At 70.6% G+C, this 14,754-nt stretch carries 8 protein-coding genes; 4 read left to right on the top strand and 4 right to left on the bottom strand.

Annotation, left to right across the window (positions count from 1 at the left end; genetic code table 11):
- Positions 1-641 precede the first annotated feature (641 nt).
- The 3 genes from ACWD5Q_RS25180 (at position 642) to ACWD5Q_RS25170 (ending at position 7,904) form a co-directional block, all read left to right on the top strand.
- The gene (locus ACWD5Q_RS25180; protein WP_451429295.1) at positions 642-5,582 is read left to right on the top strand and encodes an NAD-glutamate dehydrogenase; all 4,941 of its coding nucleotides are present in this window, start codon (positions 642-644) and stop codon (positions 5,580-5,582) included.
- 241 nt (positions 5,583-5,823) lie between these two features.
- A complete protein-coding gene (locus tag ACWD5Q_RS25175) occupies positions 5,824-6,348 on the top strand; it encodes a GtrA family protein (protein WP_451429294.1) in 525 nt (174 codons plus the stop codon).
- Positions 6,345-7,904: a hypothetical protein gene (locus ACWD5Q_RS25170; protein ID WP_451429293.1), complete on the top strand. Its 1,560-nt coding sequence runs from the start codon at positions 6,345-6,347 to the stop codon at positions 7,902-7,904. The genes ACWD5Q_RS25175 and ACWD5Q_RS25170 overlap by 4 nt, the downstream gene beginning before the upstream one ends.
- Positions 7,905-7,951: 47 nt before the next feature.
- On the opposite strand, the gene ACWD5Q_RS25165 is transcribed toward ACWD5Q_RS25170, so the two are convergent.
- The 4 genes from ACWD5Q_RS25165 to ACWD5Q_RS25150 form a co-directional block, all read right to left on the bottom strand.
- Positions 7,952-9,613: a glycosyltransferase family 2 protein gene (locus ACWD5Q_RS25165; RefSeq protein ID WP_451429292.1), complete on the bottom strand. Its 1,662-nt coding sequence runs from the start codon at positions 9,611-9,613 to the stop codon at positions 7,952-7,954.
- Positions 9,610-11,844 (bottom strand): CDP-glycerol glycerophosphotransferase family protein, encoded by a 2,235-nt coding sequence (locus ACWD5Q_RS25160; RefSeq protein WP_451429291.1) that lies wholly within the window; start codon positions 11,842-11,844, stop codon positions 9,610-9,612. The genes ACWD5Q_RS25165 and ACWD5Q_RS25160 overlap by 4 nt, the downstream gene beginning before the upstream one ends.
- 139 nt (positions 11,845-11,983) lie before the next feature.
- Positions 11,984-12,886, bottom strand: a complete 903-nt coding sequence (locus ACWD5Q_RS25155) for an ABC transporter ATP-binding protein (RefSeq protein ID WP_451429290.1) — start codon at positions 12,884-12,886, stop codon at positions 11,984-11,986.
- A complete protein-coding gene (locus ACWD5Q_RS25150) occupies positions 12,831-13,745 on the bottom strand; it encodes an ABC transporter permease (RefSeq protein ID WP_451429289.1) in 915 nt (304 codons plus the stop codon). Before ACWD5Q_RS25150 ends, ACWD5Q_RS25155 begins: the two co-directional genes overlap by 56 nt.
- A gap of 267 nt (positions 13,746-14,012) precedes the next feature.
- On the opposite strand from ACWD5Q_RS25150, the gene ACWD5Q_RS25145 reads away from it, so the two are divergent.
- Positions 14,013-14,639 (top strand): TetR/AcrR family transcriptional regulator, encoded by a 627-nt coding sequence (locus ACWD5Q_RS25145; RefSeq protein ID WP_451429288.1) that lies wholly within the window; start codon positions 14,013-14,015, stop codon positions 14,637-14,639.
- Positions 14,640-14,754 lie beyond the last annotated feature (115 nt).

The raw sequence follows: 14,754 nt of genomic DNA, 5'->3' as shown, positions 1-14,754 counted from the left end.
TCGTGCGGACGGCCCGTCGGGTGCCTTCCGGCAACGTGCCTCAAGCCGGGGGCGCTGCCAAGGGGGCCCGTACGGTTCGTACCGCCATGCTCGCACCGAAGGCCCCGCGCGGCCCGTACCGCAAGCCCCGCGCGGCCCGTACCGAAGGCCCCGCGCGGCCCGTACGAAGGCCTTGCACGGTGGCGTCCCGTTCGTCCCTGTGCAGATCGTCAAACTTCGCCCCCCTCTTTTGTACACATACGGCTCATGACGTGCCCCCCGTGAGGAGCGATAGCCTGGTGACGTGATCAGCGCGATACCTCGCGGGGACGTTGTCGTCCCTGCCTTGCGCCCGGTGAGCACGGACGGCGTCCGTGACCGGGCGGCGGTCGCTGGTCTTCGCAAGCGGGGCCGGCCGAGCGGGGCGCCGCAGGCGCCCGGCACGGCAACCGGGGCGCCGAGGACGCGAGAGGCGCGGAACGCGCCGAGAGCAGCGTCACAGTCGCCGAGGGCGCCGGAAATGGCCGATAACTCCCCACCCATCTCTCCATGCGGCATAGCGTCGAACCAGACCGGATACCCCGCGTCACGGCGTTACGTCGGAGAAGAGACCGTACTTCCTTCTACGTCACGCAACGGCGCGCGACAGGAGCCAGAGGACAATGCAGACCAAGCTGGACGAAGCCAAGGCCGAGCTGCTCGAGAGGGCTGCCCGGGTAGCTGAGAACAGCCCGGTCGGGGGGCACCTACCGACTGGGACGATGGGCGCGGGAACCCCGGACCGGGACACCGTGCTCGCGTTCCTCCAGCGCTACTACCTGCACACCGCCCCGGAGGACCTGGCCGACCGTGACCCGGTCGACGTCCTGGGAGCCGCGTTCTCGCACTACAGGCTGGCCGAAACACGTCCCCAGGGCACGGCGAACGTACGGGTCCACACCCCCACCGTCGAGGAGAACGGCTGGACCAGCAGCCACTCCGTGGTGGAGGTCGTGACCGACGACATGCCCTTCCTGGTCGACTCCGTGACCAACGAGCTGTCCCGGCAGGGCCGCGGTATCCACGTCGTCATCCACCCGCAGATCGTCGTCCGCCGTGAGCTGACCGGCAAGCTGCTGGAGGTCCTGCCCGAGGCGCCCGGCGGCGAGCTGCCGCATGACGCGCACGTCGAGTCCTGGATCCACGTCGAGATGGACCGGGAGACCGACCGCTCCGACCTGAAGCAGATCACCGCCGATCTGCTGCGTGTCCTGTCCGACGTCCGCGAGGCCGTCGAGGACTGGGAGAAGATGCGCGACTGCGCGCTGCGCATCGCCGAGGACCTCCAGAAGGAGCCCGTGCCCGGGGACCTGCCCGAGGCCGAGCTGGAGGAGGCCGGCGAGCTGCTGCGCTGGCTGTCCGCCGACCACTTCACCTTCCTCGGCTACCGCGAGTACGAGCTGCGGGAGGACGACTCGCTGGCCGCCGTGCCCGGCACCGGGCTCGGCATACTGCGATCGGACCCGCACCACGCGCGGGGCGAGAGCCACCCGGTCAGCCCGTCCTTCGAGCGGCTGCCCGCCGACGCCCGCGCCAAGGCCCGCGAGCACAAGCTGCTGATCCTCACCAAGGCCAACAGCCGCGCGACCGTGCACCGGCCCTCGTACCTCGACTACGTCGGTGTGAAGAAGTTCGACGAGAACGGCAACGTCGTCGGCGAGCGCCGGTTCCTCGGCCTGTTCTCGTCCGCCGCGTACACCGAGTCCGTGCGCCGCGTGCCCGTCGTCCGGCGCAAGGTCGATGAGGTCCTCGAGGGCGCCGGGTTCTCGCCCAACAGCCACGACGGCCGCGACCTGGTCCAGATCCTGGAGACCTACCCCCGCGACGAGCTGTTCCAGACGCCGGCCGACGAGCTGCGCTCCATCGTCACCTCCGTCCTCTACCTCCAGGAGCGCCGCCGGCTGCGGCTCTACCTGCGCCAGGACGAGTACGGGCGCTACTACTCGGCCCTCGTCTACCTGCCGCGCGACCGCTACACCACGGGCGTCCGGCTGCGGATCATCGACATCCTCAAGGAGGAGCTCGGCGGCACCAGCGTCGACTTCACGGCCTGGAACACCGAGTCGATCCTGTCCCGGCTGCACTTCGTGGTGCGCGTCCCGCAGGGCACCGAGCTGCCGCAGCTGTCCGACACCGACAAGGAGCGCATCGAGGCGCGCCTGACGGAGGCCGCCCGCTCCTGGGCCGACGGCTTCGCCGAGGCGCTGAACGCCGAATGCGGCGAGGAGCGCGCCGCCGAGCTGCTGCGCCGCTACGCGAGCGCCTTCCCCGAGGGCTACAAGGCCGACCACAGCCCCCGCGCCGCGGTCGCCGACCTGGTCCACCTCGAGCAGCTCACCGCCGAGGAGGGCGGCCGGAACTTCGCGCTCAGCCTGTACGAGCCGGTGGGCTGCGGCCCCGGCGAGCGCCGCTTCAAGATCTACCGCAAGGGCGAGGCCGTCTCCCTGTCCGCCGTGCTGCCGGTCCTCCAGCGGCTCGGCGTCGAGGTCATCGACGAGCGTCCGTACGAGCTGCGCTGCACGGACCGTACGACCGCGTGGATCTACGACTTCGGGCTGCGCCTGCCGAAGTCCCTGGCCGGCAACGGTGACCACCTGGGTGACGACGCCCGTGAGCGGTTCCAGGACACCTTCGCCGCGACCTGGACCGGGCAGGCCGAGAACGACGGCTTCAACGCCCTGGTGCTGAGCGCCGGGCTCACCTGGCGGCAGGCCATGGTGCTGCGCGCGTACGCCAAGTACCTGCGCCAGGCCGGTTCCACCTTCAGCCAGGACTACATGGAGGACACCCTCCGAAACAATGTCCACACCACCCGGCTGCTGGTCTCGCTGTTCGAGGCGCGGATGTCGCCGGAGCGGCAGCGGGCCGGACTGGAGCTGACCGACGCCCTGCTGGAGGAGCTGGACGCCGCGCTGGACCAGGTCGCCTCGCTGGACGAGGACCGGATCCTGCGCTCCTTCCTCACCCTGATCAAGGCGACCCTGCGCACCAACTTCTTCCAGGAGTCGCGCGGCGGCACGGCGCACGACTACATCTCCGTGAAGTTCGACCCGCAGGCCATCCCGGACCTGCCGGCGCCGCGCCCGGCGTACGAGATCTGGGTGTACTCGCCGCGGGTCGAGGGCGTGCACCTGCGCTTCGGCAAGGTCGCGCGCGGTGGTCTGCGCTGGTCCGACCGGCGTGAGGACTTCCGCACCGAGATCCTCGGCCTGGTCAAGGCGCAGATGGTGAAGAACACCGTCATCGTGCCGGTGGGCGCCAAGGGCGGGTTCGTCGCCAAGCAGCTCCCGGACCCGTCCGTGGACCGTGACGCCTGGCTCGCGGAGGGCGTGCGCAGCTACCGCACCTTCATCTCGGCGCTGCTCGACATCACCGACAACCTGGTGGCAGGCGAGGTCGTACCGCCCGCGGACGTGGTCCGGCACGACTCGGACGACACCTACCTCGTGGTCGCCGCGGACAAGGGCACGGCGACGTTCTCGGACATCGCCAACGAGGTCGCCGTGAGCTACGGCTTCTGGCTCGGTGACGCCTTCGCCTCCGGCGGCTCGGCGGGCTACGACCACAAGAAGATGGGCATCACCGCCCGCGGCGCCTGGGAGTCGGTGAAGCGGCACTTCCGGGAGCTGGACGTCGACACCCAGGCCGAGGACTTCACCGTGGTGGGCATCGGCGACATGTCCGGTGACGTGTTCGGCAACGGCATGCTGCTGTCCGAGCACATCCGCCTGGTCGCGGCATTCGACCACCGGCACATCTTCATCGACCCCGAACCGGACGCGGCGACCTCGTACGCGGAGCGCCGCCGCCTGTTCGAACTGCCGCGCTCGTCGTGGGCCGACTACGACACCGGACTGCTGTCGGCGGGCGGCGGTGTGTTCCCGCGGTCGGCGAAGTCGATCCCGGTCAACGCGCACATCCGCGAGGTGCTCGGCATCGAGGGCTCGGTCACCAAGATGACCCCGGCCGATCTGATGAAGACGATCCTCACGGCACCGGTGGACCTGCTGTGGAACGGCGGCATCGGCACGTACGTGAAGTCCTCGGCGGAGTCGAACGCGGACGTCGGCGACAAGGCGAACGACGCCATCCGGGTGGACGGCAAGGACCTGCGGGTCAAGGTCGTGGGCGAGGGCGGCAACCTGGGCCTGACCCAGCTCGGCCGGATCGAGTTCGCCCAGCACGGCGGCAAGATCAACACGGATGCCATCGACAACAGCGCGGGCGTGGACACCTCCGACCACGAGGTGAACATCAAGATCCTGCTCAACGCGGTCGTGGCCAACGGCGATCTGACGGTCAAGCAGCGCAACCACCTGCTCGCCGAGATGACCGACGAGGTCGGCGCCCTGGTGCTGCGCAACAACTACGCGCAGAACGTGGCGATCGCCAACGCCCTGTTCCAGTCGAAGGACATGCTGCACGCACAGCAGCGGTTCCTCCGCCACCTGGTGCGCGAGGGCCACCTCGACCGGGCGCTGGAGTTCCTGCCCACCGACCGGCAGATCCGTGAGCGGCTGAACGCCGGTCAGGGCCTGACCGGCCCGGAGACGGCCGTCCTGCTGGCGTACACCAAGATCACGGTGGCCGAGGAGCTGCTGGAGACGGAGTTGCCCGACGACCCGTATCTGCGCCGCCTGCTGCAGGCCTACTTCCCGACGGCCCTGCGCGACAGGTTCCCCGGGCAGATCGACAGCCACGCGCTGCGTCGCGAGATCGTGACGACCCTGCTGGTCAACGACACGGTCAACACGGGTGGTACGAGCTTCCTGCACCGTCTGCGCGAGGAGACGGGCGCCTCGCTGGAGGAGATCGTCCGGGCGCAGACCGCGTCCCGTGCGATCTTCCACGCCGGCGCGGTGTGGGACGCGGTCGAGGACCTGGACAACAAGGTCGAGGCCGATGTCCAGACCCGTATCCGACTGCACTCCCGCCGGCTGGTCGAGCGCGGCACGCGCTGGCTGCTCAACAACCGGCCGCAGCCGCTGCAGCTCACCGAGACCATCGCGTTCTTCGGTGACCGCGTCGAACAGGTCTGGGGCGAACTGCCCAAGCTGCTGCGCGGCGCGGACCTGGAGTGGTGGCAGAAGATCTACGACGAGCTGACGGGCGCCGGCGTCCCGGACGAACTGGCCACGCGGGTGGCCGGGTTCTCCTCCGCCTTCCCGGTGCTCGACATCGTCTCGGTGGCCGACCGCACCGGCAAGGACCCGATGGGCGTCGCCGAGGTCTACTACGACCTCGCCGACCGCCTCAACATCACGCAGCTCATGGACCGCATCATCGAACTGCCGCGCGCGGACCGGTGGCAGTCGATGGCCCGGGCGGCGATCCGCGAGGACCTGTACGCGGCCCACGCGGGTCTGACGGCCGAGGTCCTGGCCGTGGGCAACGGAGCCTCCACGCCGGAGCAGCGGTTCGAGGCCTGGCGGGCGAGGAACGGGGCGATCCTGGGCCGGGCCCGGGCGACTCTCGACGAGATCTCGGGCTCGGACTCGTTCGACCTCGCGAACCTCTCGGTCGCGATGCGCACGATGCGGACGCTGCTGCGGACGCACGGCTAGCCGGTCACCGGCCGGTCCGGCAGGAGCCGGTCCGGCGCTCCCGGTACGACGACGGGGGCGCCCCTTTCCAGGGGCGCCCCCGTTTCGCGTAGTCGTGGAGCATTCCCCCTTACGTTCGTCCCGTACCGCTTTCTTGCCAAGACCTAGGGGAATTTCGGCGGTTGATTTACTCTCCCTCGTTAAACAGGACATTTGGACTAGGTTTGGCCCGATCGTCCGACGAGTGTGGAGGACCCCTACCGTGACTGTGAACCTCTCCGAGCAGCGGCCCCAGGTCGCTCGCCCGGTCGCCGAGACCTTCGTCCCCGCGCCCGTCTCCGCACCTGCCCCGGCACTCGTCCGGGCCCGGCGGATCGCGGTCGAGGTGGCGAAGTTCGGGGTCGTCGGCGGCAGCGGTGTCGCGGTGAACCTGCTCGTCTTCAACGCCCTGCTGCACGGCCTGAAGTGGGCCCCCATGACGGCGACCGTGCTCGCCAGCATCATCGCCATGGGCACCAACTACCTCGGCTTCCGCTTCTTCGCCTACCGGGACCGGGCCTCCCGCACCCGGCAGCAGATCATGCTGTTCTTCGTCTTCAGCGGGATCGGTGTGGTGATGGAGAGCGTGCTGTTCTACGCCGGCTACCACGGCCTCGGCATGAACGGGCCGTTCGGCTCCAACGTGGCGAAGGCGCTGTCGATCGTGCTGGCGTCGGCGTTCCGCTTCCTGGTGTACCGCACCTGGGTCTTCCAGCACGAGGCGAAGCAGGGCCACGGCGCCCGATGAGCCTCACCGCGAAGGACACCGGCGGTGCGGGGGGAGCCGCAAGGCGCCTGAGGGGACCCGAAGGGCCGTTCGCGGCCGCCGGGACGCCGCGCGGCGCCGCGGGCATCGCCCTGTGGGCGGCCATGGCGCTGTTCGTCGTCCTGATGCTGCTCGTGATCGTGCGGCTGCCCTGGGCGGGGGACCTCGGCATGCACGCGGCGACCGTGGAGCGGCTGCGGCAGCGGCTGACGGATCCCGGCAACCCCCTGGTCGACGAGAACACCCCGAGCCCGTACTACTCGCCGTGGACCGTCTTCCTCGGCGTGATCGCCCGCCTCACCGGGCTGTCCGTGTGGATCGTGCTGCGCATCGGCGCGCTGATCTCCCTGACACTGCTGGTGACGGGCGTGTGGCGGTATGTCCGGGCGCTGACCGCCCACCGTCTCGCACCGCCGCTCGCCCTGCTGTGCGTGGTGCTCCTGTGGGGCACCCAGGTGTTCAACTGGAGCGGCTTCCTCGGACTCAACTCCCTGGCACTGACGGTGGCCTACCCCAGCGTGCTCGCGCTGGGCCTCGCCTTCCACTTCTGGGCCCTGCTGACCCGGGCGCTGAAGGGCGAACCCGCGGGGTGGACCGCCTTCCTCGGGCTCGGGGCGCTGTGGGCGGTGATCCTGCTCAGCCACCAGTTCACCGGCGTGGTGGCGACGCTGGGCGCGCTCGCGACGGTGGTCGGTGCGCGCGCCGGACGCCGGGCCTGGCTGCGGCTCGGGGCCGGGATCCTGCTCGGCGTGCTGATCCTCGCGCTCTGGCCCTACTACGACTTCTTCGCGCTGTTCCGGGTGGGCGGCCTGGAGGCGATCCACCAGCCGCTGTACCAGCATCTGTTCGCCCGGTTCTGCCTCGTGCTGGTCGGGGTGGCGGCGCTCGGCCTGAGGGCCCGGCGCGACCTGCGGGACCCGCTGGCGGTGTTCTTCCTGCTCGGCGCGCTGATGTTCGCGGCGGGCGGGCTGACCGGGCACTACTCGTGGGGGCGGGCGCTGCCGGCCGTACTGATCCCCGCGCAGCTCGCGGCGGCCGTGGAGGTGACCGGTGCGGCGCGCGGCGCGCTGCGGAACGCGGGGGCGTGTGTGCTGGCGGCGGCGCTCGGGATCGGCGCGTGGACGCAAGCGCAGACCGTCGGATACGTGGTGGGGCGCGGCGCCCTGCCCGCGGCGGTCGCCGCGAAGTACCGGGCGCCGTGGGTGGGGTACCACTGGATCACGCCCTGGGTGCGGTACGGGGACGTGGTGATGGCGCCGATGTATCCCGCGCGGCAGATTCCGGCGTACGGGGCGTACACCGTGGCGCCCGGGTATCCCGACTTCTTCCTGCCGGACGAGGCGAAGCGGGAGGCTGCGGTGCGGACGTACTTCGCGGCGGGGTCGTCGCGGAGCGCGCGGCTGGACGTCCTGGGGGCGTACGGCGTGCGGTGGGTGGTGCAGCGGCCGGCGGACGGCGGACTGCCGCCCGGGGACCGGGCGTTGCGGCGGGTGGCCTCGGGGCCGGGGGGCCAGGTGCTGTACCAGGTGGTGCGCTGACGGGGCCGAAGCCGTGGGGCGGACCGCTCGGCCCGCCCCACGGCCGTTTACCGCAGCACGCTGCGGACCAGTCGTGCCGCCTCACGCACCCGCGGTCCCGCCACCCGGCGGACCACCGGGCCGACCCGGGCGGTGAGCCCCACCGGGCGCCAGCGGACCTGGAGGCGGCCCGCTCCACGGCCTTCCGGCTCCACCGTCATCTCGTGCGGCAGCGTGCCCACCTGGGCGGCCGTCATGACCGGGAAGGACAGCGGGGCGAGCAGGACACCCGAGTTGGACAGGCCCTGCTGGTTCAGACGCAGCATCGGGTGGCGGATGCCGTCGAAGCCCTGCACGGGCAGGTGCGCCGCCGCGAGGTCCACCCGGACCCGCCCCTCGAAGACCCCGGGACGGACCGGGTCCAGACGGAACGCCGTCACCAGCGGGCGCCGGCCGGGGGTGACCACGATGCTGGCCCGTTGCGGTCCCACGGGCAGCCGCAGACCGGGATCGTACGTCCGGATCGAGAGGTCCACCGAGGCACCCGGTCCCGGCGCCACGGATGTGATCTCATGGCGGAACCGCGCGCTGGAGAAGGGCCGGTACTCCAGCTCCAGGTCGGTGATGTCGAGTTCCCGGCGCGCCCAGGAGGAGGACGGGACCACCGGGCCCCAGTAGGTCGTGCCGGACGCGTCCGTCACCGTCTCGCGGGGGGCGACCCCGTGCCCGAGGCCCCGCGCCGCGAGTTGCGCCTGAGCCATCCGTCGGTCGCGCACCAGCTGGAGCACCACCCGCTCGGTGCGCGGCAGCCGCGCGTACGCGGCGGGGGCGAGCGTCTCCAGATACGGCGTCATCAGGTCCGCGAAACCGGCCAGCCACTCCTCGTCGCGGTACGGCAGGTCGCCCGCGTACATCCGGAAGTCGTGCTTGAGGAACTTGTAGTCCTTGTCCGGCCGGAGGGACTCATGGCCGCTCTCGGTCAGGAACGCGTCGATCAGCGTCTGCACGTGGATGCGGTCGCGGACGTTGGAGAGCTTGTGCCGCTGGTTGGATATCGACGCCGTCTCCGCCGCCACGAACGGGGCTATGTACCAGCGGTAGACCGTCTCCGGGATGATCGTGAAGGCGCGCGCCAGGCAGTACGCCTGCGCCGAGAACAGCTGGTCCTCGTAGTGGATCCCCTCAGGGAAGCGCAGATCGTGCCGGTCCAGGAACTCCCGCCGGTACATCTTGCTCGTCGACAGGTGCTCGAAGAGCAGGCCGGGCTCGGACTCGATGCCCTCGACCGTGCGCCGCTCGGCGACCAGGTGCGGCATCCAGGCCGAGCGCCGGCCGGTGTCGACGCGGATACGCTCGACCGCGCCCATGGCGAAGTCGATGTCCCGCTCGCGGTGCGCGTTCAGCAGCAGCTCGACGGCGTTCTCGGGCAGTTCGTCGTCGCTGTCCAGGAACATCAGGAACGGCGCCCGGGCGATGTCGACGGCCCGGTTGCGCGGGGCGCTGCAGCCGCCGCTGTTCTCCGGCAGGCGCAGATAACGCACCCGCTCGTCCTGGGCCTGAAGCCGGCGCGCCACCGACGGGGTGTCGTCCGTCGAGTGGTCGTCGCTGATGATCACTTCGATGTTCGGGTACGTCTGCCGCAGCAGCGAGGCCACCGCGCGCGGCAGGCGTTCCGCGTCGTTGTAGACGATGACCGTGATCGTCACATCGGGGGTACGGGTCGTCGTCACGCCGTCGCCTCCTCGGGGGTCGGGGCCGGGGTCCGTTCGTCCACCGGGATCACGGGCGGCAGCGACTCCTCGCTCTCGCCCAGGAAGACCCGGCGCACCACCCGCTCGGCCGCCTGTCCGTCGTCGAACTCGCAGAACCTGCGCCGGAAGGCGGTCAGCGCCTTGCCCGCGGCCTCGTCCCGCCACGCGTCCGTCTCGAAGACGGCCGCCAGCTCCTCCTGGGTGTGGGCCACCTGGCCCGGTGCCTCGGCCATCAGATCGAAGTAGACGCCGCGGGTCTTGGCGTACGTCTCCCAGTCGTCGGCGTAGATCACGATCGGGCGGCCCAGGTTGGCGTAGTCGAACATGATGGACGAGTAGTCCGTGACCAGGGCGTCCGCCGCCAGGGAGAGGTCCTCGACCGGGTCGTACGACGATACGTCGATCACCCGGCCCGAGCGGCGCAGACCGGCCAGCGGGGAGGCGGCGCCGCCGTAGAAGTAGTGGCCGCGGACCAGCAGGACCGTGTCCTCGCCGAGCCGGTCGGCGAGGGAGGCGAGGTCCAGGCGCGGCGTCCAGCCCGCCTCGTAGTCGCGGTGCGTGGGGGCGTACAGGAGGGCCCGGCGGCCCGGGGCTATGCCGAGGCGTTCGCGTATCGCGCGGACGTCCTCGGCCGTGGCCGAGTAGAAGACGTCGTTGCGGGGATAGCCGTAGTCCAGCGACGTGTAGTGCGAGGGGTAGGCGCGTTCCCACATCCGGGTGGAGTGGCTGTTCGCGGAGACGCTGTAGTCCCACTTGTCTATGCGGGTCAGCAGGGCGTCGAAGTCCAGCCCCTTGGAGGTGGCGGGGAAGTCCACCTGGTCCAGTCCCATGCGCTTGAGCGGAGTGCCGTGGTGGGTCTGCACATGGACGGCGTCCGGGCGCTTCACCACCGCGTTGGGGAAGTTGACGTTGTTGACCAGGTACGCGGCCTTCGCCATCACGTCCCAGTAGCGGCGCGTGCCGGGGACGACGTGGTCGGTGCCCGGCGGCAGCAGCGCCGCCTTGTTCCGGGCGACCACCCACACCGGGTGGATGTGGGGGGCGAGTTCGGCGAGCTTCGCGGCGATGGCGGCCGGGTTGCAGGCCACGCCCCGGTCCCAGTACGCCGAGAACACGGCCAGGTGGGGGTCGACGGGCTCGCTCAGGGCCCGGCGGTAGCGGTGGTCGCGCAGCTTCGCGCCGACCTGCCGCTTGCCCGACCGGACCGCCGACCGCACCTCGCGGCGTTTCTGGTTGGCGGCCTGGAAGAGGCGGTACTTCGTGTACGCGTTCTCCTCCAGGAAGGCGTGGCGGACACCCTCGAAGCCGGCCGGGCGCTGGTGGTGTTCCGGCCGCCACCGCACGGCGGCCTGGGAGGCGCGGGTGAAGAACTCCCGCGCCTCGGCCTCCGGCATCCCGCTGCGGCTGAAGACCCGCAGCAGATCGCGGACCATCAGGTCGTACAGGACCGCCCGGGGCCCCTCGGGCGCGCCGCGCCCGGCGAGCAGCCGGTGCAGCCGCTCGTAGCGCTCCAGGGCCTGGTAGCGCCGTGCGGTGGTCACCGGCGGCAGGCTCTGCTCGCGCAGCTCCCGTACCTCGTAGGCGACCTCGTCGAGCGCGGCGATCTTCTCGGCGTGCAGGACCACGGCGAGGGCGGTGTACGTCTCGTCGTCGCCGGACTCGGCGTCGGCCAGGTCGTCGGAGACGGCCCGGGAGCGCCAGAAGTCCGCGCGGATCAGCCGGTTGCCCAGGAGCGGGGCCAGCCACAGCAGTTGCGGGAAGTCGGCCAGCGGGGCGGCGTGGCGGCCGGTGCGGGCCAGGAACCGGCCGTCCCCGCTGGGCGCGGCGGTGGTCTGCCAGGTGGAGCGGACGTGGTTGACGACCAGGACGTCCGCGGAGTCCTCCAGTTCGGCGGTGCGGTCGGCGACCGCCCGCAGGGCGCCGGCGGGCAGTCCGTCCTTGGCGTGCACGAAGTGCAGCCAGCGGCCGGTGGCCCGGTCGGCGCCCGCGGCCCGGGCGGTGCCGTCGCTCGTGCCCTCCGGCAGCGGCAGCACCACCATCCGGGGGTCGCCGGCCGCGCGCCGTTCGGCTTGTTGCCTGGCCCAGTCGCCCACGGTCGTGACGATCACCTCGGCCCCGGCGACGGGCTGGGCGGTCAGGGAGTCCAGGAGTTCTCCCAGATGGCCCTGGGGATCGGGACCGTGGATGATGACGCTCAGCCCTGGTTGCACGTGGCCTCCTTGCTCTTCAGGCGCCCACGGCGGCACTGCTGCTGATGAAACGACATGGCTAAGGCGTATACGAAGCAGGTAAGAAACATGTACGAGACATGAACAAGCACTGTCGTATGCGCCTCAGCCGAGGAAGACGCTACTGCGCGACCGCCGGTTCCTTCTGCTGCGGCTTGGGTGACGGGGCGCCCTTCTGGGGCTTGTCGCCGCCGCCCGTGTACGCCTCGTAGGCCTCCAGGACCTCCTCGGTCGGGCCGTCCATGCGCAGTTCGCCGCGCTCCAGCCACAGCACCCGGTCGCAGGTATCACGGATCGACTTGTTGTTGTGGCTGACCAGGAAGACGGTGCCCGCGTGCTGCCGCAGCTCGCGGATGCGATCCTCGGACCGCTTCTGGAAGGAGCGGTCACCGGTGGCGAGGGCCTCGTCGATGAGGAGTACGTCGTGGTCCTTGGCGGCGGCGATGGAGAAGCGCAGACGGGCGGCCATGCCGGAGGAGTAGGTCCGCATGGGCAGCGTGATGAAGTCGCCCTTCTCGTTGATGCCGGAGAAGTCGACGATCTCCTGGTAGCGCTCCTTGACCTGCTCCCGGGACATCCCCATGGCGAGGCCGCCGAGGTAGACGTTCCGCTCGCCGGTGAGGTCGTTCATCAGGGCGGCGTTCACGCCGAGGAGGGAGGGCTGGCCGTTGGTGTAGATCCTGCCGTTCTCGACGGGCAGCAGTCCGGCGACGGCCTTGAGCAGGGTCGACTTGCCGGAACCGTTGGTGCCGATCAGACCGATGGCCTCACCTTTGTACGCGGTGAAGGACACGTTCTTGACGGCGTGCACGCGGCGCACACCCGCCGCCTTCTCCGCCTGCTTGCGGCGCACGATGCGGTTGAGCGCGGCGGTCGCGGTGCCACGGCCGGCCCCCGTGCCGTTGACGCGGTAGACGATGTCGACGCCGTCGCAGAGGACGGTCGGAACGAGCTGGTCACTGATCGGGTTAGCCACGGCCGTACGTCTCCTCAGCCTTCCAGAAGTAGATGAAGCCTCCGACACCGGCGAGCAGGGCCCAGCCCGTCGCCGCCGCCCAGACATGCGGCGGGAGCTGGTGCGCGTGGAAGCTGTCGATCAGCGCGTAGCGCATGAGGTCGATGTAGACGGCGGCCGGATTGGTCTCCAGGGCCATCGTCACCAGGTGCGGCAGGTGGTTCGACTTGGTGAGCTTGTCGATGCTCCACATGACGCCCGACACGTACATCCAGGTCCGCAGGATGAACGGCATCAGCTGCGCGATGTCCGGTGTCTTCGCACCCATCCGGGCCATGATCATCGACACGCCGGCGTTGAACACGAACTGCAGGGCGAGCGCGGGGATCGCGAGCAGCCAGGAGGCGGCGACCGGCACGCCGAAGCAGAGCAGGATGACGATCAGCGCGGCCATCGAGAACAGGAGCTGCTGGAGCTGCTGGAGGCAGAAGGAGATGGGCAGCGCGGCGCGCGGGAAGTGCAGGGCGCGCACCAGCCCCAGGTTCCCGGAGATGGCGCGGGTGCCCGCCATGATCGAGCTCTGGGTGAACGTCCAGATGAACACGCCCGTGACCAGGAACGGGATGTAGTCCGGGACGCCGTGCTTGGTGCCCAGCAGCACACCGAAGATGAAGTAGTAGACCGCCGCGTTCAGCAGCGGGTTCATGACCTGCCAGATCTGGCCGAGCTTCGCCTGGCTGTACTGGGCGGTGAGCTTGGCCGTGGCGAACGCCGTGATGAAGTGGCGGCGCGCCCAGAGCTGGCGGACGTACTCGGGCAGGGAGGGACGGGCACCGCTGACCGCGAGGCCGTACCGGGCGGCGAGCTGCGCCGGGGTCTCGGCCGCTTCGGCTGCCGTGGGGGGCGGTGTGTGGAGGACCTGGCTCACATCCGCTGCTTTCGTTCGGGGGTCGGTTGCGCGCACCGGTCCGCAGTCTTCCGCCGTCATGCCTCTTCTGGTACCACTGCCCGGCTTTTCTCACGTTTCTTGCCGGGGTCTTGCTCTGCCCTCAGGGCTCTGTGGTCTTTTGGTGCTCTTGGGGCTTTGGACTACTGCTCTTTACGTCGGGACGGGACCGTATCGTCGCAACGTGAGACTAAGCCGTTTCGACGTCGGGACGCAACCGTTTCGTCGTCACGCCCTATGCTGGTCCGCATGACCACGAACGCCGACACTCCCCAGGTGAAACGGCGCCGCAGGGCGCCCGCGGGTGCGGCCGTGCTGCGCGAGGACGTGACGGAGGCCATTCGCGCGGCCGTCTTCGAGGAACTGGCGGCCGCGGGCTACGCCCGGATGTCCATCGAGGGCATCGCGCGCCGGGCGGGTGTCGGCAAGACGGCGGTGTACCGCCGGTGGCGCTCCAAGCTGCACCTGGTCCTCGACCTGGTCTCGGCGATCGCGGTCCAGGGCCTGCCGGCCCCCGACACCGGATCCCTGGAGGGGGACCTGCGCCTGCTGTACGAGATGACCTCACGTGCCCTGCGCCACCCGGTGGCCGGACAGATCATCCCGGACCTCCAGGCGGAGGCGGCCCGTAACCCCGAGATCGCGGACGCCCTGCAGAAGGCGCTGCGGGAGGGCCAGCAGGGCGTGGCGAGCGGCATCGTCGCGGCGGCCGCCGCCCGCGGCGAGATCGGCGAGGGCATCGACCAGGACCTGGCCCTCGACCTGATCTCGGGCCCGCTGTACTGGCGCGCGGTGGTGGTACGGGGCCCGAAGCTGCCGAAGGGCTATCTGGCGGGGCTGGCCCGGGCCACCGCGGGGGCGCTGAAGGCGTTGTGAGCGGGGCCTGAAGCGCGGGGGCGCTCGGGTGGATGTTCGTCGGCAGTCCTGACCGCCGGCGTCGCCGCGATCGGTGCGCCACCGCGGTGTGCCGTTTCGCATGGCATCAGGTAAT

Source organism: Streptomyces sp. NPDC002513 (assembly GCF_053595355.1).
The sequence above is the reverse complement of the archived record's forward strand: the minus strand, read 5'-3'. Positions and strand labels throughout refer to the sequence as shown.

Bases quoted from the DNA above. Each gene is read 5' to 3' on its own strand.
- ACWD5Q_RS25180 (WP_451429295.1), top strand. From the start codon at position 642: ATGCAGACCAAGCTGGACGAAGCCAAGGCCGAGCTGCTCGAGAGGGCT.
- ACWD5Q_RS25170 (WP_451429293.1), top strand. From the start codon at position 6,345: ATGAGCCTCACCGCGAAGGACACCGGCGGTGCGGGGGGAGCCGCAAGG.
- ACWD5Q_RS25145 (WP_451429288.1), top strand. From the start codon at position 14,013: ATGACCACGAACGCCGACACTCCCCAGGTGAAACGGCGCCGCAGGGCG.